The 22882-nt window shown below is 41.5% G+C and carries 20 protein-coding genes and 9 tRNA genes; 7 read left to right on the plus strand and 22 right to left on the minus strand.

Annotated elements, in window-relative coordinates; translation table 11 throughout:
- Nucleotides 1-3: 3 nt before the first annotated feature.
- From ACAY00_RS03265 to ACAY00_RS03285, 5 genes are all read right to left on the minus strand, one after another.
- A complete protein-coding gene (locus tag ACAY00_RS03265) occupies nucleotides 4-885 on the minus strand; it encodes an HlyC/CorC family transporter (RefSeq protein ID WP_371377190.1) in 882 nt (293 codons plus the stop codon).
- A 26-nt stretch (nucleotides 886-911) separates the two neighbouring features.
- Nucleotides 912-1391 (minus strand): rRNA maturation RNase YbeY, encoded by a 480-nt coding sequence (gene ybeY, locus ACAY00_RS03270; protein ID WP_371377193.1) that lies wholly within the window; start codon nucleotides 1389-1391, stop codon nucleotides 912-914.
- 9 nt (nucleotides 1392-1400) lie between these two features.
- A complete protein-coding gene (locus ACAY00_RS03275; RefSeq protein ID WP_371377196.1) occupies nucleotides 1401-2393 on the minus strand; it encodes a PhoH family protein in 993 nt (330 codons plus the stop codon).
- A 131-nt stretch (nucleotides 2394-2524) separates the two neighbouring features.
- The gene (miaB, locus tag ACAY00_RS03280; RefSeq protein WP_371377199.1) at nucleotides 2525-3967 is read right to left on the minus strand and encodes a tRNA (N6-isopentenyl adenosine(37)-C2)-methylthiotransferase MiaB; all 1443 of its coding nucleotides are present in this window, start codon (nucleotides 3965-3967) and stop codon (nucleotides 2525-2527) included.
- A gap of 236 nt (nucleotides 3968-4203) precedes the next feature.
- Entirely contained in the window at nucleotides 4204-4497 is a 294-nt protein-coding gene (locus ACAY00_RS03285; RefSeq protein WP_371377202.1) for a hypothetical protein, read from the minus strand.
- 383 nt (nucleotides 4498-4880) lie between these two features.
- On the opposite strand from ACAY00_RS03285, the gene ACAY00_RS03290 reads away from it, so the two are divergent.
- Nucleotides 4881-6056, plus strand: coding sequence for an FAD-dependent oxidoreductase (locus ACAY00_RS03290; RefSeq protein ID WP_371377206.1), 1176 nt, complete (start codon nucleotides 4881-4883; stop codon nucleotides 6054-6056).
- Between the two features lie 98 nt (nucleotides 6057-6154).
- Here ACAY00_RS03290 and ACAY00_RS03295 read toward each other — a convergent pair.
- The 11 genes from ACAY00_RS03295 to ACAY00_RS03345 all read right to left on the minus strand — a co-directional run bounded on the left by ACAY00_RS03295 (nucleotide 6155) and on the right by ACAY00_RS03345 (nucleotide 12204).
- Nucleotides 6155-6239 (minus strand) — tRNA-Leu (locus ACAY00_RS03295).
- A 19-nt stretch (nucleotides 6240-6258) separates the two neighbouring features.
- Nucleotides 6259-6335, minus strand: a tRNA-Met gene (locus ACAY00_RS03300).
- Nucleotides 6336-6421: 86 nt separating this feature from the next.
- Nucleotides 6422-6496, minus strand: a tRNA-Gln gene (locus tag ACAY00_RS03305).
- Between the two features lie 5 nt (nucleotides 6497-6501).
- A tRNA-Leu gene (locus ACAY00_RS03310) sits at nucleotides 6502-6586 on the minus strand.
- A 425-nt stretch (nucleotides 6587-7011) separates the two neighbouring features.
- Nucleotides 7012-7096, minus strand: a tRNA-Leu gene (locus ACAY00_RS03315).
- A 96-nt stretch (nucleotides 7097-7192) separates the two neighbouring features.
- Nucleotides 7193-7267 (minus strand) — tRNA-Gln (locus ACAY00_RS03320).
- 47 nt (nucleotides 7268-7314) lie between these two features.
- A tRNA-Gln gene (locus tag ACAY00_RS03325) sits at nucleotides 7315-7389 on the minus strand.
- Nucleotides 7390-7398: 9 nt separating this feature from the next.
- Nucleotides 7399-7483, minus strand: a tRNA-Leu gene (locus tag ACAY00_RS03330).
- Nucleotides 7484-7487: 4 nt separating this feature from the next.
- A tRNA-Met gene (locus tag ACAY00_RS03335) sits at nucleotides 7488-7564 on the minus strand.
- Nucleotides 7565-7914: 350 nt separating this feature from the next.
- Nucleotides 7915-10998: an efflux RND transporter permease subunit gene (locus ACAY00_RS03340; protein WP_371379524.1), complete on the minus strand. Its 3084-nt coding sequence runs from the start codon at nucleotides 10996-10998 to the stop codon at nucleotides 7915-7917.
- A gap of 12 nt (nucleotides 10999-11010) precedes the next feature.
- Nucleotides 11011-12204, minus strand: coding sequence for an efflux RND transporter periplasmic adaptor subunit (locus ACAY00_RS03345; protein ID WP_371377208.1), 1194 nt, complete (start codon nucleotides 12202-12204; stop codon nucleotides 11011-11013).
- 161 nt (nucleotides 12205-12365) lie between these two features.
- Between ACAY00_RS03345 and ACAY00_RS03350 the strand changes: the two genes are divergently transcribed.
- The 3 genes from ACAY00_RS03350 (at nucleotide 12366) to ACAY00_RS03360 (ending at nucleotide 14703) form a co-directional block, all read left to right on the plus strand.
- Nucleotides 12366-13004 (plus strand): TetR/AcrR family transcriptional regulator, encoded by a 639-nt coding sequence (locus ACAY00_RS03350; protein WP_371377210.1) that lies wholly within the window; start codon nucleotides 12366-12368, stop codon nucleotides 13002-13004.
- A gap of 239 nt (nucleotides 13005-13243) precedes the next feature.
- The gene (locus ACAY00_RS03355) at nucleotides 13244-13966 is read left to right on the plus strand and encodes a SapC family protein (RefSeq protein ID WP_371377213.1); all 723 of its coding nucleotides are present in this window, start codon (nucleotides 13244-13246) and stop codon (nucleotides 13964-13966) included.
- 155 nt (nucleotides 13967-14121) lie between these two features.
- Nucleotides 14122-14703, plus strand: coding sequence for a YSC84-related protein (locus ACAY00_RS03360; RefSeq protein ID WP_371377217.1), 582 nt, complete (start codon nucleotides 14122-14124; stop codon nucleotides 14701-14703).
- 60 nt (nucleotides 14704-14763) lie between these two features.
- On the opposite strand, the gene ACAY00_RS03365 is transcribed toward ACAY00_RS03360, so the two are convergent.
- Genes ACAY00_RS03365 through pspF form a run of 6 tightly spaced genes read right to left on the minus strand, consistent with a single transcriptional unit; the run spans nucleotide 14764 to nucleotide 21165 of the window.
- On the minus strand, nucleotides 14764-15546 hold the full coding sequence (locus ACAY00_RS03365) for an ATP-binding cassette domain-containing protein (protein WP_371377220.1): 783 nt from the start codon (nucleotides 15544-15546) through the stop codon (nucleotides 14764-14766).
- Nucleotides 15543-16538: an oligopeptide/dipeptide ABC transporter ATP-binding protein gene (locus ACAY00_RS03370; RefSeq protein ID WP_371377223.1), complete on the minus strand. Its 996-nt coding sequence runs from the start codon at nucleotides 16536-16538 to the stop codon at nucleotides 15543-15545. The genes ACAY00_RS03365 and ACAY00_RS03370 overlap by 4 nt, the downstream gene beginning before the upstream one ends.
- A gap of 9 nt (nucleotides 16539-16547) precedes the next feature.
- Nucleotides 16548-17438 carry an ABC transporter permease subunit gene (locus tag ACAY00_RS03375; RefSeq protein ID WP_371377226.1) on the minus strand — a complete coding sequence of 297 codons (891 nt, stop codon included), beginning with the start codon at nucleotides 17436-17438 and terminating at the stop codon, nucleotides 16548-16550.
- On the minus strand, nucleotides 17428-18456 hold the full coding sequence (locus ACAY00_RS03380) for an ABC transporter permease (protein ID WP_371377229.1): 1029 nt from the start codon (nucleotides 18454-18456) through the stop codon (nucleotides 17428-17430). The genes ACAY00_RS03375 and ACAY00_RS03380 overlap by 11 nt, the downstream gene beginning before the upstream one ends.
- Nucleotides 18457-18458: 2 nt before the next feature.
- The gene (locus ACAY00_RS03385) at nucleotides 18459-20096 is read right to left on the minus strand and encodes an ABC transporter substrate-binding protein (protein WP_371377232.1); all 1638 of its coding nucleotides are present in this window, start codon (nucleotides 20094-20096) and stop codon (nucleotides 18459-18461) included.
- Nucleotides 20083-21165, minus strand: coding sequence for a phage shock protein operon transcriptional activator (gene pspF / locus ACAY00_RS03390; RefSeq protein WP_371377236.1), 1083 nt, complete (start codon nucleotides 21163-21165; stop codon nucleotides 20083-20085). The genes ACAY00_RS03385 and pspF overlap by 14 nt, the downstream gene beginning before the upstream one ends.
- Nucleotides 21166-21361: 196 nt before the next feature.
- On the opposite strand from pspF, the gene pspA reads away from it, so the two are divergent.
- The 3 genes from pspA to pspC are packed head-to-tail and all read left to right on the plus strand — an operon-like array spanning nucleotide 21362 to nucleotide 22757.
- The gene (gene pspA / locus ACAY00_RS03395) at nucleotides 21362-22060 is read left to right on the plus strand and encodes a phage shock protein PspA (protein WP_371377239.1); all 699 of its coding nucleotides are present in this window, start codon (nucleotides 21362-21364) and stop codon (nucleotides 22058-22060) included.
- A 35-nt stretch (nucleotides 22061-22095) separates the two neighbouring features.
- Nucleotides 22096-22326, plus strand: coding sequence for an envelope stress response membrane protein PspB (gene pspB / locus ACAY00_RS03400; RefSeq protein ID WP_371377243.1), 231 nt, complete (start codon nucleotides 22096-22098; stop codon nucleotides 22324-22326).
- A 2-nt stretch (nucleotides 22327-22328) separates the two neighbouring features.
- Nucleotides 22329-22757 carry an envelope stress response membrane protein PspC gene (gene pspC, locus ACAY00_RS03405; RefSeq protein WP_371379530.1) on the plus strand — a complete coding sequence of 143 codons (429 nt, stop codon included), beginning with the start codon at nucleotides 22329-22331 and terminating at the stop codon, nucleotides 22755-22757.
- Nucleotides 22758-22882 lie beyond the last annotated feature (125 nt).

Here is a 22882-nt window from a genome sequence, read left to right on the forward strand (position 1 = left end):
TTTTTATCTTTCAGTGGCTAATTTACCATTAACCTCATGTTCTTTAGGGACGGTAACTTGCAGTTGCTGAATTCGACGTCGGTCAGATAATACCACTTTAAAGTCAAAATCATTAACCCGAATGCTTTCACCGCGTTGTGGTACATGACCAAATTTGTGCACCAGCATACCGCCGATGGTATCAGCAGCGTTATCGTCAAACGCACAGTTAAAATACTGTTCAAAGTCTTCGATGTTGGTTAACGCTTTTACTTGGTATACGTTAGAACATAATGGGCGAATTTCGCGCTCGAGCATATCGTCATGCTCATCTTCGATTTCACCAACAATCAATTCTAGAATGTCTTCAATGGTAACCAAGCCAGACACACCACCGTATTCATCAACGACGACGGCCATGTGGTAACGCTGTTGGCGAAACTCTTTTAATAAAGGTTCCACCTTTTTGCTCTCAGGGACAATAATCGCAGGGCGAAGAATATCTCTTAAATTGAAATCTTTGCTGCTTTTGTTAAAGCCATGTGCCAGCAAATCTTTTGCTAATAATACCCCCTCAATGTCATCAATACTGTCATTGATCACAGGAAAACGAGAGTGGGCAGATTCCAATACGATTGGTAAAAACTCCTCAACAGTTTGGTCCACATCAATCGTGACCATATGTGAGCGTGGGATCATGATATCGCGTACACGCATATCAGATACTTCCAGCACACCTTCAAGCATTAATTTCGTTGAGGATTTTATTAAATCACGGTCTTCAGCATCGTTTAATACTTCAACCAGTTCTTCTTTGTTTTTCGGTTCTCCGGCAAATACTTGCGCAATTTTGTCTAAAATTGACCTAGAAGAACCGATGCTAGATTGGGAATTGTCATCGCTCATAGAGCTTTTTGGTTACCTTACGTTAGTTAATCATTGGTAGAGTCTTGATAAGGATCTGGGATCCCTATTTGTTCAAGTAAAGCCACTTCAATGGCTTCCATTTCTACCGCTTCATCATCTCTTATATGATCATAACCTAACAAATGCAAGCATCCGTGTACGATCATATGCGCCCAATGGTTATTTAAGGGCTTATTTTGATTTTTTGCTTCTGTTTCAACGACCTCGGCACAAATAACAAGGTCGCCTAACAATTCCATTTCAATGCCTTCTGGCACTTCAAATGGAAAAGATAACACATTCGTTGGTTTATCTTTATGTCGATATTGATGGTTTAATTGCTGTGATTCTTCACGATCAACTAAGCGTACGGTTAATTCAAAATCTCGTGCATATTTACCTAACACCAAGTCTACCCATGTCTGAATTTGTTGGTCACTTGGTAACTTTGGGTGCTCAGATGCACGTTGAATATCAACATAAATATTAAATGTGTTATCTATCATAATATTTTCTTAGCTGTGATTGTTGTCATAGCGTTCATACGCTTCAACGATGCGAGCAACCACCTGATGGCGCACAACATCTTTGGCCTGAAAGAAATTAAAGCTTATGCCTTTAATGTCTTGTAATACTTCAATCGCATGGCGTAAGCCAGAGCGCTGTCCTTTTGGTAAATCAACTTGAGTGATGTCGCCGGTGATCACAGCTTTTGAGTTAAAACCAATTCGAGTTAGGAACATTTTCATTTGTTCCACGGTGGTGTTTTGACTCTCATCTAAGATAATAAAGGCATCGTTTAAAGTTCGACCACGCATATAAGCAAGTGGCGCAACTTCGATAACATTACGTTCAATAAGCTTTTCGACTTTTTCAAAGCCCAGCATTTCAAATAATGCATCGTATAGAGGACGTAAGTACGGGTCAACTTTTTGTGATAAGTCTCCCGGTAAAAAGCCCAGTTTTTCGCCCGCTTCAACGGCTGGACGAGTTAATAAAATACGTCGAACTTCTTGTCGTTCTAATGCATCTACAGCACAAGCAACCGCTAAATAGGTTTTACCAGTACCCGCAACACCGACGCCAAAGGTAATGTCGTTACTTAAGACCTGCTGTACATACGATGCTTGGTTATCGTTTCGAGGTTTAATAATGCCTCGTTTGGTCTTAATGGTGACCATTTTCTCATATTCTTTATCGACATCGCTAGACTGATCGAGCACTTTTGCGTCGATAATGGCCAGATGTATGTGCTCTGGACTTACTTGACCAATTTTACCTTTAACCGGAGCGGTTTCGACGTACAAGTTGGTTAAAACTTGCGAAGCGGCAATACAATGAGGTTCATTGCCCAAAACTTTAAAAACATTGCCTCGGTAACTGATCTCGACACCTAAGCGACTTTCTATTTTTCGTAAGTTGTCATCTAAAGGGCCGCATAAACTGGCCAGGCGGTTGTTATCAAGTGGCTCCAGAGTTACCTGGTGGCTGTTTTTAGATTGGGTCAAAATGTTCGGTCCTTGTAAATATCTTTACAGCATATACGCTGATTAGTGGCTTCATTTTATCACTTTGGATGATAAAACGCATTAACCAGGCCGAAGCCTGGTTAATCATCATACGCGCTTTCATCCATGGGTTATGGCGTGTAGGTGCCAACCCCAAGGTCATCGGTTTGCTTACCACTTTTTTGATGATGCTGGTTTGCCAAAATATCGGCAGGCGAGTGCGCAATACGCAAGCCCATTTCGTCTTCTGTGCGAACCAATTCACCACGTAATGAATTACTAAATACATCGGTAATCTTTACGTCAACAAACTTACCAATAACCGTATGTGGTGCTTGGAAGTTAACAATACGGTTGTTTTCAGTACGACCGCGTAATTCCATCGGATCTTTCTTTGATGGGCCTTCAACTAAAATACGCTGTTCGGTACCTAACATACGACGAGCAATGGTCAAGGCCTGAGTATTGATTCGGTCTTGTAAGATTTGCAAGCGTTGTTTCTTGGTTTCATCCGACACGTCATCAATTGCATCGGCAGCTGGGGTACCAGGTCGAGCACTGTAGATAAAGCTGAAACTGATATCAAAATCAATGGCTCTGATCAGGTTCATAGTATCTTCAAAGTCTTGATCGGTTTCACCCGGGTAACCAACAATAAAGTCAGATGACATACATAAATTTGGACGCACTTTTTTCAATGCACGAATCTTTGATTTGTACTCAATTGCCGTATGGTTTCGTTTCATCATAGTTAAGATGCGATCAGAACCACTTTGTACGGGTAAGTGTAAGTGGTCAACTAATTCAGGCACATCATTATAGGCATCAATAATATCTTGCGTAAACTCAACAGGATGCGATGTGGTATAACGAATACGGTCAATACCATCAATGGTCGCTACCATGCGCAATAAATCAGAGAAACGACAAATGTCACCATCGTGCGTTGCACCGCGGTAGGCATTGACGTTTTGGCCTAATAAGTTTACTTCGCGTACGCCTTGTTCTGCTAATTGTGCAATTTCGTATAGCACGTCATCAAGCGGACGACTCACTTCCTCACCACGAGTATAAGGCACAACACAGAAGGTACAATATTTACTGCATCCTTCCATAATCGAAACGAATGCCGTTGGGCCTTCAGCTTTTGGCTCAGGCAAACGGTCAAATTTTTCAATTTCAGGAAAACTCACATCAACCACTGAATTATGCTCACTGCTAACCTGATTAATCATTTCCGGCAAACGGTGCAATGTTTGAGGGCCGAATACGATGTCAACAAATGGTGCGCGCTGACGAATAGCATCACCTTCTTGTGATGCCACACAGCCACCAACCCCGATGATCAAATCTGGTTTGGTGTTTTTCATCGTTTTCCAACGGCCTAGCTGATGGAATACTTTCTCTTGAGCTTTTTCACGAATAGAGCAGGTATTGAGTAACAACACATCTGCTTCCTCAGGTTCTTTAACCTCAATAAAGCCGTGCGTAGAATCCAATAAATCTGCCATTTTCTGCGAGTCATACTCGTTCATTTGACAGCCCCAAGTTTTAATATAAAGCTTTTTGCTCATTATCACGTCGCCCAATTAAATGCGTTTATAAACAGTTTCTACCTAAATTAACGAATAAATTAGATAAAAAGGACGCGTATTTTACTCTTTCTTGAGCACTGGCGCTACTGTTGCCAGCGTTTTAATTTGTAATTAAATGGTTAATCACTGATGTCAAAAAATAATTTCTAAGGAAATAAAAAAGGGAAATATCACGAATATTAGCGATATTTCCCAAAGGGTAGATGGGTTTGCGTTTATTGAGCCGTTTCTGGTTGCATCACATGTGGGATGGCGTCTTGTTTTAAAGCAACGGTTTGATGCAGGTGTAGTCGTGCACCAATATAATCGATGCCTTGTTGGGCTTGTTCGCGAATATCAAGGGCAAGTTGATAGTTTATATTTTCTATCGCTAAATGGGTTTGCTTGTTAACAAGATCAACGGAATCAACATAAGTAACGGTATAGCGATCCATCATCTCGTTACTGGCTAATGCGCTCGTTGATGCAAAAAGTAATACACTGGCTGCGGTGGCTAATAAGGTTTTCATAGTGACTTCCTGAGTTTTCTAATAGTGAATGATTTTCACAATACGGCTAACTTTGTGAGCGACTTGTTAAATAAGATAGCGTTAATTAAAAAATGGTTGCAGCGAGGATGTAAGCAAGTATTACAAAAGTAAGGTTTAGTTAGCTTTTGTTACATTCATTGTTGAAACTGTCGTTTGTCGTGAAAAACAGACCATTTGCCTCAGAGCTTGGGTTTATCTTTTATGGTACTGAAAATAATGGGTTTTTTACTTAGGTTGGTGGTTTTTATAACGCGATAAAAAACCAAGACGGACTAGTTTTTTTACGACAAAGAAATAATCGCTACTGCTTTTAAGACAATAATTGTTACTATTGTGGTAAATATAAAAAATGTGGAATATTTGTGAGTTCAGTTGATTGTTTAATTATTGGTGGTGGTATGGTTGGTGCAACAACGGCCATCGCATTAGCCGATTTAGGCTTAAAAGTGGTTTTGGTTGAAGCAAAGCCTGCCGAGCCATTTTCCCAAGAACAACCTTTTGACTTAAGAGTTTCTGCCATCTCTTTAGGATCTATCGCCTTATTACAGCAATACCAAATATGGCCACAAATAAAACAGTGGCGCAGTTGTGAATACAAACATCTGGGGGTGTGGGAAGATGAATTCGCTTATGCCCAATTTAGCAGTGATGAAATAGATCAGCCTTACTTAGGCCATATTGTTGAAAATCGATTGCTGCAATTATCGGCCTGGCAGCAATTAGAAAATAGAGACAATGTCGAACTTGTGTGCCCAGCTATGTTGCAAAGCATCGAGCAAGATGCACACAGCATTACAGCGATTCTAGCCGAGCGAAAAATTACGGCTAAATTGCTGATTGGCGCAGATGGTGCTAATTCAAAAGTAAGACAATTAGCCAATATTGGTATCACCGGCTGGGATTATCAACAAAGCGCGATGCTGATAAATGTTAAAACCGAGTCCGCGCAACAAGATATCACCTGGCAACAGTTTAGGCCAACGGGGCCGGTCGCATTTTTACCTATGCCAGGACATCATGGCTCGTTAGTTTGGTATCATCAACGCGAGCACATAAAATACTTATCGAGCCTATCAAATACTCGCTTAGCAGATGAGATCATGGCCTGTTTTCCAGAAAAACTTGGACCCATTGAAGTACTTAACAAAGCTCCGTTTTCGTTGACTCGACGACATGCTAATCAATATACCAAAGGGCGGGTTGTTTTATTGGGCGATAGTGCGCATACCATTAACCCCTTGGCCGGCCAAGGGGTTAACCTTGGTTTTAAAGATGTTAAAGAATTTATTGATTGCATTAATGAGGCGATAAGTGAAGGTGTTGCATTTGACTCGCCACAAGTACTTGATACCTATGAACGTCGCCGACGAAAAGATAATTTACTGATGATGAGTGCGATGGATGCACTTTATGCTGGCTTTAGTCGCGATTTTGGCCCACTGAAATTGGTGCGAAATCTTGGTTTATTTGTCGCTCATCGAAGTGGACTGTTAAAAAGAAAGGCGCTAGCTTACGCGTGTGGTGTTGATCGCCATTAACGGGGCAAAAAAAGCGCCTTAAACGAAAAAAACTCCGAACCAAACGTTAGACATTTGTTTCGGAGTTTTTTCTTTTGTTTAGTCTGCGAATAAACTAATGGTGCGGGAGGAGAGACTTGAACTCTCACATCCTAGGATACTGGAACCTAAATCCAGCGCGTCTACCAATTCCGCCACTCCCGCAGGTAGTTCATGCAAAGCATGGTGGCTACGCCCTGATTTGAACAGGGGACCCCATCATTATGAGTGATGTGCTCTAACCAGCTGAGCTACGTAGCCAATATCTTATTAGGATAAGACAAAAAAGCCTTTCGACTTTTACTTCAAAATGGACTTTAAAAAGGATTTAAAATGAATTTTGAAAGTGGCTGGAGTACAAGGATTTGAACCTTGGAATGACGGGATCAAAACCCGCTGCCTTACCGCTTGGCTATACTCCAGCAAATGGTGCGGGAGGAGAGACTTGAACTCTCACATCCTAGGATACTGGAACCTAAATCCAGCGCGTCTACCAATTCCGCCACTCCCGCAAACCGAGTGGGCATTATAGTGATGAGAAAATAAAGCGCAAGCATTTTTTTTGCTTTAGTCGCAAAAAAATTGTCGTCAAAATGTAAAACCAAGGTGGCTATATGAAAAAGCGAATAAAGACAGGCGGATATTAAAGCCAATAAAAAAATATGATTAATCTAGGGGGCGGCGCGTTTTCAAAACATCGGCCAATATTCAAAAGCCTGATAAAAATCGACGTATTAGGTTTCGTTCGAGGTGATAGTTATTTAAATGTGCACACAATATTCGGTGCTAAATCATCGGCTCGGCTTAAATTAGCGAAATTAAAACAACTGGGTAAATGCTGCTAAGCGCTCATTTTAACCAATAAAAATGAAGTAAAATAAAACTGAGAAAGTGAAAGATTATAGGATATAGATTGAAGAAGGTAATAGGATAAACATGGTGCGGGAGGAGAGACTTGAACTCTCACATCCTAGGATACTGGAACCTAAATCCAGCGCGTCTACCAATTCCGCCACTCCCGCAGGTAGTTTACTGCCTTAAATAAAGGCAAAAAAAAAGCCATTAGGCTTTTCAATATTCAATTACATTAAACTAAATTGAATTTAATTTGGAAGAAGTGGCTGGAGTACAAGGATTTGAACCTTGGAATGACGGGATCAAAACCCGCTGCCTTACCGCTTGGCTATACTCCAACTTTAAACTTCCAACATTGCAACCAATCTCATTATAATAAAGAAATTGGCTGGAGTACAAGGATTTGAACCTTGGAATGACGGGATCAAAACCCGCTGCCTTACCGCTTGGCTATACTCCAACAATGTTATGGTGCGGGAGGAGAGACTTGAACTCTCACATCCTAGGATACTGGAACCTAAATCCAGCGCGTCTACCAATTCCGCCACTCCCGCGATATGGTGGCTACGCCCTGATTTGAACAGGGGACCCCATCATTATGAGTGATGTGCTCTAACCAGCTGAGCTACGTAGCCATACCATGCTTTGCTTAGTTGCCCTAAGCAAGTGCGGCGTATTATGCAAATCTGACCTGCACTCGTCAACTATTTTTTTGCAAAAAAAGTGACTTTTTTTCTGTTTGCTTAAAGACTCAACAAATCGGTTTAAATATAACCAGAGGTGAGAGGGGATGCGGCATTGATATCGCATTAGATGGTTTTTAATGTCGCTCAATTTTGCAAACAAGCTATTTTTTCAGTCGCTATACCACCTTAGTTTAGGACTAATTTTTACCTAATGAGAATATTGGCAAACGTTGACATGGGCATCATGCGATTATCTGCGGTGAACGCGATGCACTTGAGAATTTGCTAGGATAACAAAATCAGAGTACATCGTGTTGCTCTATTTTGGCGCTAAAGGGGCGATGTTTGGCAAACAAGTAGAAACTTGCTGGTACCAAATAAAAAGATAACAATGTGGTTAAAACTGTCCCGCCAGCGACCGCAATCGCAAAAGGTGGCCAAAAACCCCCACCGGATAAAATCAACGGCAAAAAGCCAAACGCCGTGGTAATGGTGGTGGAGCTAATGTGGCGTGTACAACTTAATACGGCTGTTCGAATCGCGTCTATATTGCCTTTGACCGCTTGCGCACTGGTTTTTAACTCGGCCAAAATGACAATCGCAGAGTTTATGGCTAACCCCATTAGGCCTAAAAGCGCGATAATGACGGTAAAACCAAAAGGATAATTAAAGACAAATACACTAAGCAAGCCGAGGCCGGTTGACATCAAGGCTGAGGTAAAAATAATCAAAGAGATCCGAAAAGAATTAAACGACATAACCACGACCGCAATAAGTAAGGTGAAAATCACCCCGACACTGCTGAGTAATTTCCCTACCGCTTTATCGCGTGCATCGGCCTCACCACCAATTTCAAGGCTATAGCCCATAGGCAAAGCAAAACCAGATTGGGTCAGTTTTTGATTGAGCCTATTTAATACCACAGAAGGTAAAATATCGGCACGCAGATAACCTTCTATCACATTGACCCGTTTGCCATTGCGATGTGGGATGGCACCAAGGGTAGGACTGATATGAACCTGACTTACTGCCGATAAAGGAATAAAGTCTTGTTGCTGAGCAGAGATAACTGGAAAGTTATCAAGGTGGGCAAGTGATAAAGCCAATTCTTTAGCGCCTTTTACGCGCACATTAATCGATTCCGTGGCTTCAATAATCGAACCTTGGCTGCTTCCATCAAGCCCTGTCTCAAGCTGTTTGGCGATATCGGATAAATTTAAATTTAACGAAGCCATAGTATCTTCATCTACCGAGAGCCAAATTTTGGGCATGCCAGAGCTCAAGGTTGCACGGGTATGAGTCACATCTTCTGTACTCACTAACATCCGCCTTACTTCATTACCTAAGCGTTGTAACTGATCTAAGTTTGGGCCATAGAGTCGAATTTCTATCGGTGCGTTAAATGGTGGTCCTTGTTCTAATTTACGCACCATAATTTGAGCTTGGGGAAATAAGTCATCGAATTGTTTTTGTAATAACGGAATTAATTGATTGGCTGCGTCGAAGTCGGTGGTGGTGATCATCGCTTGAGCATAGTTTGGCATACCGTCTTTATTACTGATCAGGTTGTAATAAAATGAAGGTGCACTGCGACCGATAAACCATTGACTGCTTTTTATTTCGGGGTGTTGTTGTAGCTTTTTGCTGATTTTTTCGGTCATCGACCGGGTCGCAAAAAGACTGGTTTGTGCTGGCATGTAGACTTCAATTTGAAACATGTCACGATCAGATGAAGGGAAAAATTGTTCATCAAGCTGTTGCGCGACCCAAAAACCCGTACAGGGTAAAATGAGCACCAATAAAATGGTGATTTTAGGGTTGGCAAAAGTAAAGTTCAAACTCTGGTTAAACCCCTTTTCGAACCGATTAAAGGCCAAACCATGATGATACCAACGGCAGTGTTCTGGGCTGACCTTGATAAATCGACCAGACAATCCTGCTACCACGGTATGAGAAATTACATACGAACCAATAAGGGCAAAAATGACGCTTAAAGCGATACCGCCAACAAACTCACCAGCATCGCCAGGCATTAAAACGATGGGCATAAACGCTAATATGGTGGTTAATGTCGAACCTAATAAAGGCATCCAGAGGTGGCGTATTGCCCGACTAAGAGCGTCAATGCCGCGAATTCCTTGTTGCTTATTTTGCTTTATGGTATCGGCCATCACAATGGCATTATCGACCATAATACCAAGGGCTACCACCAAACCGGTTACCGACATTTGGTGAATGGGTAAGCCGTAATAATTCATTACTGTTAAGGTGAACATCACGGTTAATGGCAAGGAAAGCACCACAATCAATGCAGAGCGCACACCTAAGGTAAAAAATAACACCAAAGCGATTAGGGTAAAGCCCATAATGACATTATTAACCAGATCCGCCAGTCGGTTTTCGGTGTAGTGATTTTGATTAAACAAGACGTCGACGGCGATGCTATTAGGTAATTGTTGTTGGAATAAAGCAAGTTGTTGCGCCACCTTGTTTGACCATATATCGACTCGATACTCCTGGACCATTCGAGTGGCGACAACTAGCGCCGGTTGGCCATTGACTATGGCCATTTCGCTAAGAGGGGATTGTAATTGCTTACTTACCGTAGCTAGATCACCAACGGTTAAGGTGCTAGAGGGCGATGCGTAAACCGGAATGGCTCGTATACGTTCTAGTGAGTCGAGGGCGCCACGGATCTCGATTTGCATTTGGTTATGCTCATTGACTAACTTACCGGCAGGTACTTTGGCATCGGCTTGGCGTATCGCTTGGCTAATTTGTTGCAATGAAATGGAGGCCATTGCGGCTTTATCTTGATCGACCTGAACTAACACTTCTTCGTTATTTTGACCGTATATCTCAACAATATCCGTATTTGGCACCAGTCGAAGTTGAGCCTGTAGCTCCTTGGCGTATCGAGCTAAGGTGATCATGTTGGGGGGGCTGCTTCCTTGCCAATTAAGAGCAATGAGTTGGGTGTAGGCAAACGAGCGCTCATCATCGAGAGTTGGGGTTGAGGTGCCTGGTGGGAGGTCAACGCTGACATCGTTCAGTAGGTCTCTGATCCTCGAAAAAACTTGCTCAGAGTCGTTAACCTCACCTTTAAGTTTGACCTGAATAAGCGATATTTGCGCTCTAGAGCTCGAAGCGGTGTATTCTATCTCGGCCAGTTTTTGGATTTTGTGTTCAATTTTCTCAGTCACTAAAGTTTCCACTCTTTCGGCACTGGCACCTGGAAAGTGGGTAATGATACTGGCAAAACGATTGGTCATTGAGGGATCTTCCATCCGCGGCAATAGATGCAACGATGCAAGGCCAGAGACCATTAATAAAGCAATGATTAAGGTGATAAAGCGGCCATTTTTTACCAATAAATCTATCATCTTCATGCGCGACTACTGAATCCTTACCGTTTGTCCTGGCACCAATCTTTGTACACCAGAGACTAAAAACATTAACGAACTGTCTAAATCCGCTTTGATATAAGCTTTATCCGTTTCAGTATGCAAAACGTCGACGCTTTGAGTGACTAAGGTAAAAAGTTCATTGCCCTCATTAGGGCTATCTGTTGTCAAAGATAAGGTATAAATATTCCAAGTTCCTCGCACTCCGTTAGTAAGGGCTGAAATTGGGATCCAATAACCTGGTTCAGGGTAATATTGGGCAAATTCAAAATAGGCCTTCTGATTATCAAACACCTCAAGTTGAGCAGGGATCGCAAAGCGTAATTGCACGGTACGACTGGCTTGATTGATTTGAGTGTTGATGGCAACGTGGTCAACCAAGAACGCACTACTGTTGATGATTAAGCTATATTGCGACTGTTGTTTAATGCTAGCAATAAGGTGTTGTGGCACACCAACTTTAAGCTCGTAAGCGCCACTTTGCTGGATTTCAAAAGCGACTTGTTGACTATTAACCACCTCGCCAATATTGATGAAGCGTTTATTTATGATGCCAGTGTAAGGCGCACGAATTTGGGTGCGATCTATCTGATATTGTTTGGCCATAATACTGGCTTGCAGTTGCTGTTTGCTTGCGCTTAGCGATTTTAATTGGCTTTTGACTTCATCGACCACTTGTTCAGAGCTGTAACCTTTTGGCTGTAATGATTGGACTCTGGCTAGGTTGGCATTGGCCAAACTGATTTGTGCCTCAACTTGGTGTAGTTGGGCCTGCAACTGTTTGGCTTCTATCTCTAAAAGCTCGCTATTTAGAATGGCCAACACTTGCCCTTGTTCGACTTTTTCACCTTCAAATACCGCAATCTGATCCACTCGTCCAGAGACTTCAACATTGACTTTAGCTCGTTGTTGACTTTGAATGACGCCGCTAAACCTTCGTATGACTTGATAACCCTGTTGTGGCTCTAAGGAGTGGGCGGCCACTTTGTGATGGTAAGCTGACTCGACATTGTTGGCTGCATTATTGTTCGGGTTACAGCCCATTAGTGCAACAAGGGTTAAGGCAGCGAGCAAGAGTCGAAACATCCCGTGGTTAATAACGACGGCGTTTATTTGTTTACTTAAACCTTGGTTGAAAAAGGCAAACTGGTTGTTTAGGTTGTGCCATGGCAAATAAGCAATCATAAATCTCCATCGGCTTAAAGGTAAAAAATACAGTGTAGAGTTAGTTTAGGAAAATCAAACTAGACTGTCTAGTTTGATTTTTTTTGATTCTTTGATACATTAAAACCATTGTTTGTTTATACGGCATAATCCGATAACAATTTTTCAGCAGGAGCAAGGCATTGTCAGCGACCAAAACCTGTGGCAACGAGCCACCTAAAAGTAAAAGCGAGCTTAAGCGAGAGCGTATTTTATTGGCCGCATCGCAATTATTTTGTCAGCTTGGATTTTCTGCGACCAGTATGGACAACGTCGCTCAGCAAGCAGGGGTGAGCAAGCAGACGGTTTACAGTCATTTTGGCAATAAAGACGAACTGTTTAAAATGGCGGTAACATCGCGTTGCGAGGCCTTTCAAATGAGCGCCATGTCGAACATCACCCTTGATGATGCCAAAACAACTCTTAACCGTTTTTCCAAAGCCTTTATGCAATTATTGTTATCAGATGAAGGGATGGCCATCCACCGTATTTGTATTTTTGAATCGCAAACAAATCCGCATATTTCACAGTTGTTTTTTAGCGCAGGGCCTGAGCCTATTATCGCAGAGTTGACCCGCTTGTTAAGCTATTATCACAACCAAGGTGTGTTAGTGATCGATGATTGTCATTGTGCCGCGATTCAGTTGTTGTCGATGCTCAGGGGAGAAGCGATGATGCGTAAAGAATACAACACCCCGACCCAATTAAGTGTCGATGCTATCGATAACTATCTAAAACATTGTGTGCAACTCTTTTTAACAGGGTACCAATATAAAGGTTAAAGTATGGGCTGGGCCATGCTAAGAGCCCACTTTGAGAAATTAAATACAACAATTTTTGATTTAGGGTTGAAATTGCATTTAGCAAGACATATATCTTTTTTTAACATTCAAGATAAGTTTTTGTTGGGTTTTTGCTCAACAAGCAAAAAAAATTCAAATTTTCCCTTGTATTGTTTTTATCTATCAGTTTAGTCTTATGACTCTCATAATATTAAGGCCTGCATTTTAGGAGTATTAAAATGAGCCAAAACGTACAACCATTAAACAAAAGTGCGCACGCAAATTTAAAGATCAAACCTCAAGCCAACTTCGCTCATGTTGCTTCTCAGCATTTAGCGCCAGTTGTGGTTCAAGAATTTGCTCGAGCAGCAGCAGAATTTCCAGTTGTTTTTGTTAAAAACAGTGAAAATGACACTTTCCAACCTGTAGCTTTATTTGGTGTTAAGCCAGGTGAAAACTTATACACAGCAACTGCTCGTTGGGAAGGTGTTTACGCGCCTGCCGCCGTTACTCATTTCCCATTATCTTTGGTTCCTGAAAGCAAAGATTCAAATAAATTTATGGTCGTTATTGCTACCGAGACTTCGGTTGTAAACGAAGAAGAAGGTAATTCATTGTTTGATGAGAATGGTGAAGAAACCGAGTACCTAACTCGTCGTAAAGAAGGATTAGGTCTTTACTTTGAACACGCTCAAATGACGAAAGCGTTCACCAAAGAGCTGGCTGATAAAGAGTTATTAGTTGGTCAAAATATTGAAATCGATATCAATGGTGAAAAAATTCAAATCAATGGTATCTTCCACGTTGATGAGAAAAAACTAAATGAGTTAAGTGACGAAGAGTACCTAAGTCTGCGTAAGCGTGGCTTCTTAGGTCCAATTTACGCGCACTTAAACTCTATGCACCAAGTACACCGTTTGGTGCAAAAGAAAGCTGCTCAAGCTACCCAAGCTGTACAGTAATTTAACACCTCACACTTAGGTAACAATCCCCGCACCCTGCGGGGATTTTTGTTTTTAGACCCAAGTAATATGCTTTTCTTTGTTGTTAATAGCCCGACAAAAGCCAAATTTTGAACTAGTCTTAGCCCCATAAATAGTCACTTTGAGGGGTTATTATGAAAAATCGATTATTGCACTATTGTACGTTTACTCTCACTTTGTTGTTTTTATCCGCATGCAGCAGTATCGCTTCTGATCAACCATCAATTGCCGAGCAGCGTCAAGAGGTATTGACGATGAAAGATAACGTGCTTAATGAGCTGTATAAGCTAAAGCCAGATACCCGCTCTCAATTAGCTAAAGCGCCCGGCTATGCGGTGTTTAGTAATGTTAATATCAATCTGATCTTAGCCAGTTTTGGTGGTGGTCATGGGGTGGTCAAAAACAATCGCAATGGTAAACATACCTTCATGAAAATGGGCGAGGCAGGGGTTGGTCTAGGCTTAGGAGCAAAAGATTTTCGGGTGGTTTTTGTCTTTCATACTGCAGACGTAATGACGCGATTTATCGAGTCCGGTTGGGCTTTTGGCGCACAAGCTGATGCGGCCGCCAAAGCATCTGAAAAGGGCGCTGCTATTGGGGGGGAAATAACCGCCGATAACTTTACCATTTATCAGTTAACGCAAAGCGGATTAGCATTACAAGCCACCGTAAAAGGGACTAAATATTGGGTGGATGAAGATCTAAACGGGCAATAAACGTTGTCGTGTTGACTCGGTTTTTACCCGTTATGATTTAACTCTAAAGGCAAGAGATGGTTATAACGTGGCGTATTTTTGGCGCTGCGATAAAATAAGCTTGCGGGTATACTTGTCTTTAGGATTGGCGATAATATCGTTGGTGTTGCCATATTCAACCACATTACCGTCTCTTAGCACCATTAACTTATCGCTGAAATGGCGCACAATGTCGATATCATAAGAGATCATTAAAAAGGCCAACCCCATTTGTTGTTGCAGATCTAATAACAAGTTTACCATCTGCGCTCGCACCGATAGATCTAAGGACGCCAAAGCTTCATCTAAAATCACCAGCTGCGGTTGTAAAATAATCGCTCGAGCAATTGATACCCGTTGCTTTTGCCCCCCAGAGAACATATGAGGGTAAAAATGCATGTGATCAGGCAACAACCCCACTTTTTGTAATGTTGCCCGAATCAATGTTTGGCGTTCATCTTCATTAAGTTGAGTGTTCAGCAATAACGGCTCTTCAAGTTGTTTATAGATTGTTAAACTTGGGTTTAAGGTTGCGGAGGCATTTTGAAAAATCATTCGTACATGCTGGCAGCGTTGCTTAAAATTACCTGTTTGAAGATGCTGACCGTTTAATAATATCTCGCCGGTTGTCGGTCTAGCGGCGCCAACTAACAACTTGGCCAAGGTTGACTTACCCGAACCAATCTCACCAACAACCGCTAATGTTTCTTTTGCTTCTAATTTAAATGATAAAGGTTTTAATACTTCTTTTGATTCTTGCTTAAACCAAGAGCCTTTAACCTTGTAACGTTTACTTAAATTATTCACTTCAATTAAGCTGCTCATTTGGCATAATCCCCTCGGTGTGAGAAATGACAACTCACCAAGTGCCCTTGAAATGAGCGAATCTTAGGAGCAGTTACACATTTTCGTTGTGCGTTAGGGCATCTAGGTCCAAGACGACAGCCAATGGGTAAATGTTGTAATACCGGAATGGTTCCTGGCAAAGTGTGCAAGCGCGAGTTTTTATTTAAGGCCATCGAAGGGTGTGGAGTAGAAGCAATCAACGCTTTGGTATAGGGGTGAAACGGGGTTTTAAAAATTTGCTCAGTAGTACCCGCTTCAACAAACTGACCTGAGTACATCACAGTAAGTCTATCGGTCCAATGACTTATCTTGCCTAATTCATGCGAAATCAACAAAACCGACATGCTTTTTAGTTGATTTAAACTCGCCAGCAACCTAAAAATTTGATCTTGATTGGTCGCTTCCATTGACGCCGTTGGTTCGTCGGCGATCAATAGTTTAGGTCGTTTGGCCAATGCAATTGCAATCATCACCCGTTGACAAAGGGCATTATTAAGTTGGTGGGGATAGCTTTTACTGCACAGCTGATGTTGCTGGATACCGACTTTATGTAATAACCGAATCGCTTCTTCTTGTCGTTGTTGCTTGCGTTGCCAGAAAAAACCGCTAAATTGGCTTGAATCGAGCGCTTCTTCGATTTGTTCGCCAATGGTGGTGGTTGGGTCAAGACAGCTCATGGGCTCTTGAAAAATCATCGCCACATCTTTGGTGATGATTTTTTTTCGCTCTTGCGCGGACAAACGCATCAATTCTTGCCCTTGCCAATGAAAACGGTCGGCTTCAAAATCCCATTTATCATCTAATACGCCAATGATGGCTTGCGCTAAAATCGACTTACCAGAGCCTGACTCGCCAACTAAACCACGAAATTCTCCGTCTTTGATGGTCAAAGATACTCTGTCTACCATCAAGATGTCTTCTTTGCTGGTTTTTAAGCGAATACTTAAATTTTTTATATCGAGTAAATTCATTTCAGCTCTTTAGTTGTCTTTTTGCAATTTTAACGAGTGGCGTAAACCTTCGCCAAGCACATTGGTCACTAATACGGTAACCAATATAGCCAACCCCGGTAAGTAGGTGGTCCAGGGCGCAATATAGAATAAGTCGAGCGAACTGGCTAGCATAGCCCCCCATTCAGGCAATGGTATTGGTGCACCAAGGCCTAAGAAGCCCAAGGCAGCAATGTCAAGGATAGCGGCCGATTGAGCAAGCGTCGCTTGAATGATGATTTTGTCAATAATGTTTGGGTAAATGGCGGTGATTAATACTCTAAGTTCGGAAGCGCCATCTAATATTGGGATCAAAACGTAACTTTTTTCTTGCTCTTCTTTGATCGCATTACGGGTAATATGAACAAATTGGGGAATAAGAACCAAAGCAATTGCCCACAGAATGTTTTCCAAACCTTTGCCTAAAATTGCCACCACGATGATCGCCAATAATAGCGATGGAATGGATAACACCACATCAAGAAAGTGGGTTAAAAAGCTCGACTTCACCCCTCGAGTCAAAGCCGAAAAAGAGCCAATGACCACGCCGATAAGCATCGCGAAAATAACCACCACAAAGCTTAAACCGAAGGTAAACGAAGTACCATGAATTAGTCGAGAAAGCATGTCTCGACCAAGATCGTCAGTACCCAATAAATAACTGATATTTCCGGTCGCATCCCAAGCTGGAGGAAGTAACAAAAACTCACTGATTTCTAGCGACGGATGAGGCGTAATAAACGGACCAAAAACGGCCAGTAACAACAGCGCAACATAGCAACAAAAGCTGGTGAATATTATCGGAGAATTTTTAAACGTTGACCACAGCTGTTTGATCGGAGAAGGGTATTCTTCTTCTAAATAAATATGCTCACGCGACATGTTTTTTATACCTCTCTAACGGATTAAGAGCTGCATACAGCAGGTCAGTGATTATATTGATCATAAAAGTAAAGGCGGCCAAGCCCAACAACCCGCCCGAAATCGCAGTATAGTCATTTTGAGAAATGCTGTTAATAAGCCACTTGCCAACCCCTTTCCAGTCAAAGATGACTTCGGCAATCATTGCTAAAGTTACTAAATTGGCAAAATTTAAGCCCATTTGTCGGATCACCGGAATAATCGCATTGCGGATACCATGATTATATACAATTCTCATTTGTGACAAGCCTTTGGCTCGGGCTGCTTTGATATAATTTGAGTCTAAGACTTCAAGCATTGAGGTTCGAGCCATTCGAATAAATATGGTCATTGGGGCTAAGGCCACCGTCAATGCCGGTAAAATAATATGTTTGGTGGCATCGAGTAAGGCTTGGGTTTTATTTGGTGTATCGCTTAAGACAATATCGACCATTTTAAAGCCCGTGATATGTTTTATATCATAAAGTAAGTTGAGTTGACCGGCTGAAGGTAGCCATGACAAGGTGATTGAAAACACCATAATTAAGATCAAAGCGAGCCAGAATACTGGAATCGAGTACCCTAGCATGGTAAATACCATAATTGCTCTGTCTATGGGCTTGTTATGAAAGTTGGCAGCGAGAAAGCCTAGTGGGGTGCCTGATATAAAGGCGATCATTAATGCCATTAAACAAAGTTCAACAGTCGCTGGCAAATAGGTGAGTAACTTTTGACTGATCAGTTCTTTGCTCGCAATGGAAACCCCAAAGTTACCCGAGAGAATCTGCTTTAAATAAGCAAAGTACTGATGAAAAATTGACTGTTCTAAGTTGTACAGCTCGGTTAATGCTAACGTTTGCTCTGGAGTTGGTGAGAGTATTCCACTAAGGTTTGTTAATACATCTCCAGGGAACCAATAACTCAAACTAAACGACACGATAGTGAGCATAAGCAAGGTGAAAAATAACAGATTAAGTCGACGGAGCGTGTAAGAAAGCATAATTATTTTTTATCCTTGCGTACATCTTCAAAACTTATCCCACCAAAAGGGGTGAGAATCTTACCGTGAATATAATCTACTTTCGCTTGTGCGCGCTTCGCATGCGCAATGGGCAAAAGAGGTACATCTTCTAAGATGATATTTTGTGCTTTTAAATACAGTGCTTTACGGCTTGTTCTGTGATTGGTTAACAAAGAAGATTCGATTAAACTGTCAAATTCTTTATTACACCAAAATGCTCGGTTGCTACCGGTTTCAAGCGAAGAGCAACTGAGCAATGGTGAAAAGAAGTTATCTGGATCTGGGTGATCTGCTGACCAACCAATTAACACCGATTGATGTTCACCTTTAGCCAGTTTGCGTAAAAAAGTCGCCCATTCAAACGTCACGATATTGACATCAACCCCTATTTGCGCCAAATCGGCTTTGATTAACTTGGCCATTTTTAAAGCATTTGGGTTGTATGCCCGTTGCACTGGCATCGCCCAAATATCGAAACTAAACCCGTCTTCAAGGCCCGCATCGGCTAATAAGTCTTTGGCAATGTCTTTTGAATACGCCAGTTTATTAATCTGGTCGCTGTAGCCCCAAGACTCTGTAGGTAACAAAGAGTCGGCCTCTTGGGCTTGATCAAAGTAGACCGAGCTGATGATCACATCTTTGTTAATGGCATGGGCAATGGCTTTACGTACTAAGGGATTATCAAACGGCGGTTGTTGGGTATTAAAAGCGAGAAAAGCAACATTAAAAGACGTTACTTTTTCTAGCACTAAATCGGGTCTAGAATTAATTTTTTGGGTCGCTATAGGATACGAAATAACATCGCATTCATGGGTTAAAAGTTTGGTTAATCGACCGGTATTGTTCGGAGTAATACTGAAAATCAGTTGTTCTATTTGTACATCCTGGCGCCAATACACTGGATTTTTTACATAACGAATAATCGCCTTGTCTTTATATTCTTTAAAGATATAAGGACCTGTACCAACGGGAAGCGAGTCTAACTGTGAAAGTACTTTGTTATTGTTTTGGGCTAACAGGCTATCGGCATATTCTTTGGATAAAATGACCGAAAATGGCGCAGCCACATTGGCTAAAAAGGTACTGTTTGGTTGGTTTAATGTAAATTGCACTGTGTGTTCGTCTAGTTTATTTACGGATTTAACCAAGCTTTCAAAATTAACGCTTTTAAAAAATGGGAACTTGCCAGCAACCGACAGGTAAAAAGGGTTGTTGGCGTTAAGAATTCGCTCAAAACTGAAGATCACATCATCCGCATTCATTTTTCTTGTGGGTTTAAAATACGAGGTGGTATGAAAGCTAACATCTTGGCGTAAATAAAAGGTAATGCTAAGGCCATCATCACTGACTTGCCAAGACTTTGCTAACGCCGGTATTTGCTCAAATTGGTCACTGTCTAAATCAATCAAGCGATTATAAATTTGATTCGACGTGGCATCTACCGTGGTTGCGGATGTGATCAATTGCGGATTAAAACTTGTGGGGGCACCCTCTGAACAATAGACCACCCCTTCGGAAAGAACCGAATCGTTTTGGATATTGTCACAACCTAGCAACAGGGAAATTAATCCTGCTAAGCAAGGTAGACCAATGTATTGCTTGAGCTTATTCAGATTCATTGCCGTCTAATAAATTGTATTTTTTTAAATACCCTCTTAATTGATGGTACGTTAATTTTAGTGCTTCTGCTGTTTTCTTTTGATTAAACTGATGCTCAGACAGGGCACTTTTTAATAAAGATATCTCGAATTCTTGTGATAAGGTTTTTAACGACACTGGGTATTGTAAGTTTGTTGGTGCAGAAGATGTTAGTGCAGTGGATGGTTTAACACTTTGTTCTGGCTCAGACTTAGACTCGATATTTGAACTTTGTCGATCGGCTGTTTTTACGCGCTTATTTGGTCGATAAGGTGATTCAAAAGGGTCTATGACCAATTCGCTAACTGGAATATGAGGGTTATTATGGCGATAAACACTGCGCTCAACCACGTTTTTTAGCTCACGAATGTTACCTGGCCATTGATAGGCTAAAAGTGTTTTTTTTACTTTTTCAGTAAAACCACTAAAGAGTTCAAACTCAAGTTCCCTAGCCATGTTAATGGCAAAATGTTCTGCCAATAATAGAATGTCTTCAACCCGCTCTCTAAGCGGGGGCAGGGTTATTACATCAAAGGCGAGGCGATCTAATAAATCAGCGCGAAATTCACCTCGTTCGGCTAACTCGGGTAAGTCTTCATTGGTGGCCGCAATTAAGCGCACATCGGCTTTGACGGTCTTAGACCCACCAACGCGCTCAAACTCACCATATTCGACCACTCTTAATAATTTTTCCTGAATTAAGCCGGAGGTGTTGGCCAACTCATCGAGAAATAAGGTACCACCATGAGCCCGCTCAAACCGACCTTCATGGCGTTTACTTGCCCCTGTAAAAGCCCCGCCTTCATGACCAAACAACTCACTCTCTAGTAGGTTCTCATTAAGCGCAGCGCAGTTTAACTTTAGGTAGTTCTGATCCCAACGCTTAGATAGATAATGCAGCCTAGCCGCTACTAACTCTTTACCTGTTCCGCGTTCACCTATTAGGAGCACCGGCTTTGATAGCGGGGCGACTTGCGAGATGTGTTCCAGTACTTCCAAGAAACTGTTCGACTGACCGATAAGGTTGTCTTGTTGGTTAAAACGAGCCATATGAATTCTATTTATTGGTTTTTTTCACTAACAAATAGTGTATTTCATTAAAGCTACAGTGAGAAGTAATATTATTAAAAATTATTTTATTCTTTATAAACAGTGGTTTATAGTGGTTTTAAAAAGTTGGCATTAAATCTGTATGTAATGTGAATAAATACATTTTTGATTACCAATTAAAAACGAGGACGTTATTATGGGTATATTTTCAAGATTTACCGACATCATTAATTCTAACATCAACAGCTTACTTGATAAGGCTGAAGATCCAGAAAAAATGGTTCGCCTGATTATTCAGGAAATGGAAGACACCCTAGTTGAAGTTCGTTCGACTTCTGCTAGAACCTTAGCAGATAAGAAAGATTTGACCCGTCAACTGGTTCGATTAAAAAGCGACATAGATACTTGGCAACAAAAAGCGGAGTTAGCGTTAAGTAAAGATCGAGAAGATCTTGCTCGTGCAGCCCTTGTTGAAAAAAACAAAGCAGCAGAAGCGGTCAGTTCGATGGAATCAGAATTAGACGTTTTTGATGATCATATTGCTAAATTGCAAAATGAAATAGCGCAGCTGCAAGAAAAGCTTGCTGATGCTAAAGCGCGTCAAAAAGCCATCGTGATGCGGGGTAAAACCGCTAAATCGCGCTTAAAAGTTAAAAGCACAATTGACAGCGGTAAAGTTGATGACGCTTTAAGTCGTTTTGATCGCTATGAGCGTAAAATAGATGATTTGGAGTCTCAAGTTGACGCATATGACCTTGGTAAAAAGTCACTTGCAGATGAAATCGATGGGCTAGGAGCCGAAGACGGTGTGGAAGATGAATTGTCAGCGTTAAAAGCAAAGATGCAACAGGGCGATAAATCTGCTAAAAAAGCAACACCAAAGTCAAAGAAATAATTACAGCGTAAACGGAATCAGTTAAGGAGTGTCATATGAATCCTGGTATATTTATCGCCCCCATTGTTATATTTTTAGTGGTTGTGGCCCCAATTTGGTTAATTTTACATTATCGTTCGAAGCGACAAATTAGCCAGGGTTTAACCGAAGAGGAATACAGAAAACTCACTGAACTATCGGAAATTGCGGATAAAATGTCTGAGCGTATTCACACTTTAGAAGCTATTTTAGATGCGGAGAGCCCAAACTGGAGAGACAAAGTATGAGCATAAAATCACGAGGCGAATTATTTAGAGACCCAGCAAAGGGAAAAATTGCCGGGGTCTGTGCTGGCCTCGCCCAGTACTTTGGTTGGGAAACTTGGCTAATTCGAATTTTAGTGGTTTCAGGTGTTCTATTAGGGATGGGCTGGTTTATCATCTTATATATTGCGGGTTGGTTTATCTTAGATAAAAAGCCAAGCAAGTTTTCGCCAGAGCAAGTCGCCAAAAATGTTAAAGACAAAATTCATGAAGAAGAAGTGTTTAGTGAATCAATCAAAGTGAAATCGAGGATCTGGCAAGCTGGTGAACCGCCTAAACAAGCGATTAAAGATATCAGTATAAAGTTCAATAGTTTAGAGCAAGAGTTAAGATCCATGGAACGTTATGTAACCTCGCCAGAGTTTACGGTTTCTCGAGAAATTAATCGTCTTTAGGCTTTTCTTAAACGCTGTTTAGCTCATTTGATAGAGCGAAAACATACACTTTTTACTGTTGAATAAAAAGATCCAGATGACCTTTTCCTCTGGGTCTTTTTTTATTAGCTATTACAATATATTTG

The sequence above is a fragment of the Thalassotalea sp. 273M-4 genome, assembly GCF_041410465.1.
Classification (GTDB): Bacteria; Pseudomonadota; Gammaproteobacteria; order Enterobacterales; family Alteromonadaceae; genus Thalassotalea_A; species Thalassotalea_A aquiviva.

Coding starts and splice junctions, on each gene's coding strand:
- ACAY00_RS03265 (WP_371377190.1), bottom strand. CDS start 885: ATGAGCGATGACAATTCCCAATCTAGCATCGGTTCTTCTAGGTCAATT.
- ybeY (WP_371377193.1), bottom strand. CDS start 1,391: ATGATAGATAACACATTTAATATTTATGTTGATATTCAACGTGCATCT.
- miaB (WP_371377199.1), bottom strand. CDS start 3,967: ATGAGCAAAAAGCTTTATATTAAAACTTGGGGCTGTCAAATGAACGAG.
- ACAY00_RS03285 (WP_371377202.1), bottom strand. CDS start 4,497: ATGAAAACCTTATTAGCCACCGCAGCCAGTGTATTACTTTTTGCATCA.
- ACAY00_RS03340 (WP_371379524.1), bottom strand. CDS start 10,998: ATGATAGATTTATTGGTAAAAAATGGCCGCTTTATCACCTTAATCATT.
- ACAY00_RS03345 (WP_371377208.1), bottom strand. CDS start 12,204: ATGATTGCTTATTTGCCATGGCACAACCTAAACAACCAGTTTGCCTTT.
- ACAY00_RS03355 (WP_371377213.1), top strand. CDS start 13,244: ATGAGCCAAAACGTACAACCATTAAACAAAAGTGCGCACGCAAATTTA.
- ACAY00_RS03360 (WP_371377217.1), top strand. CDS start 14,122: ATGAAAAATCGATTATTGCACTATTGTACGTTTACTCTCACTTTGTTG.
- ACAY00_RS03365 (WP_371377220.1), bottom strand. CDS start 15,546: ATGAGCAGCTTAATTGAAGTGAATAATTTAAGTAAACGTTACAAGGTT.
- ACAY00_RS03370 (WP_371377223.1), bottom strand. CDS start 16,538: ATGAATTTACTCGATATAAAAAATTTAAGTATTCGCTTAAAAACCAGC.
- ACAY00_RS03375 (WP_371377226.1), bottom strand. CDS start 17,438: ATGTCGCGTGAGCATATTTATTTAGAAGAAGAATACCCTTCTCCGATC.
- ACAY00_RS03380 (WP_371377229.1), bottom strand. CDS start 18,456: ATGCTTTCTTACACGCTCCGTCGACTTAATCTGTTATTTTTCACCTTG.
- ACAY00_RS03385 (WP_371377232.1), bottom strand. CDS start 20,096: ATGAATCTGAATAAGCTCAAGCAATACATTGGTCTACCTTGCTTAGCA.
- pspF (WP_371377236.1), bottom strand. CDS start 21,165: ATGGCTCGTTTTAACCAACAAGACAACCTTATCGGTCAGTCGAACAGT.
- pspA (WP_371377239.1), top strand. CDS start 21,362: ATGGGTATATTTTCAAGATTTACCGACATCATTAATTCTAACATCAAC.
- pspB (WP_371377243.1), top strand. CDS start 22,096: ATGAATCCTGGTATATTTATCGCCCCCATTGTTATATTTTTAGTGGTT.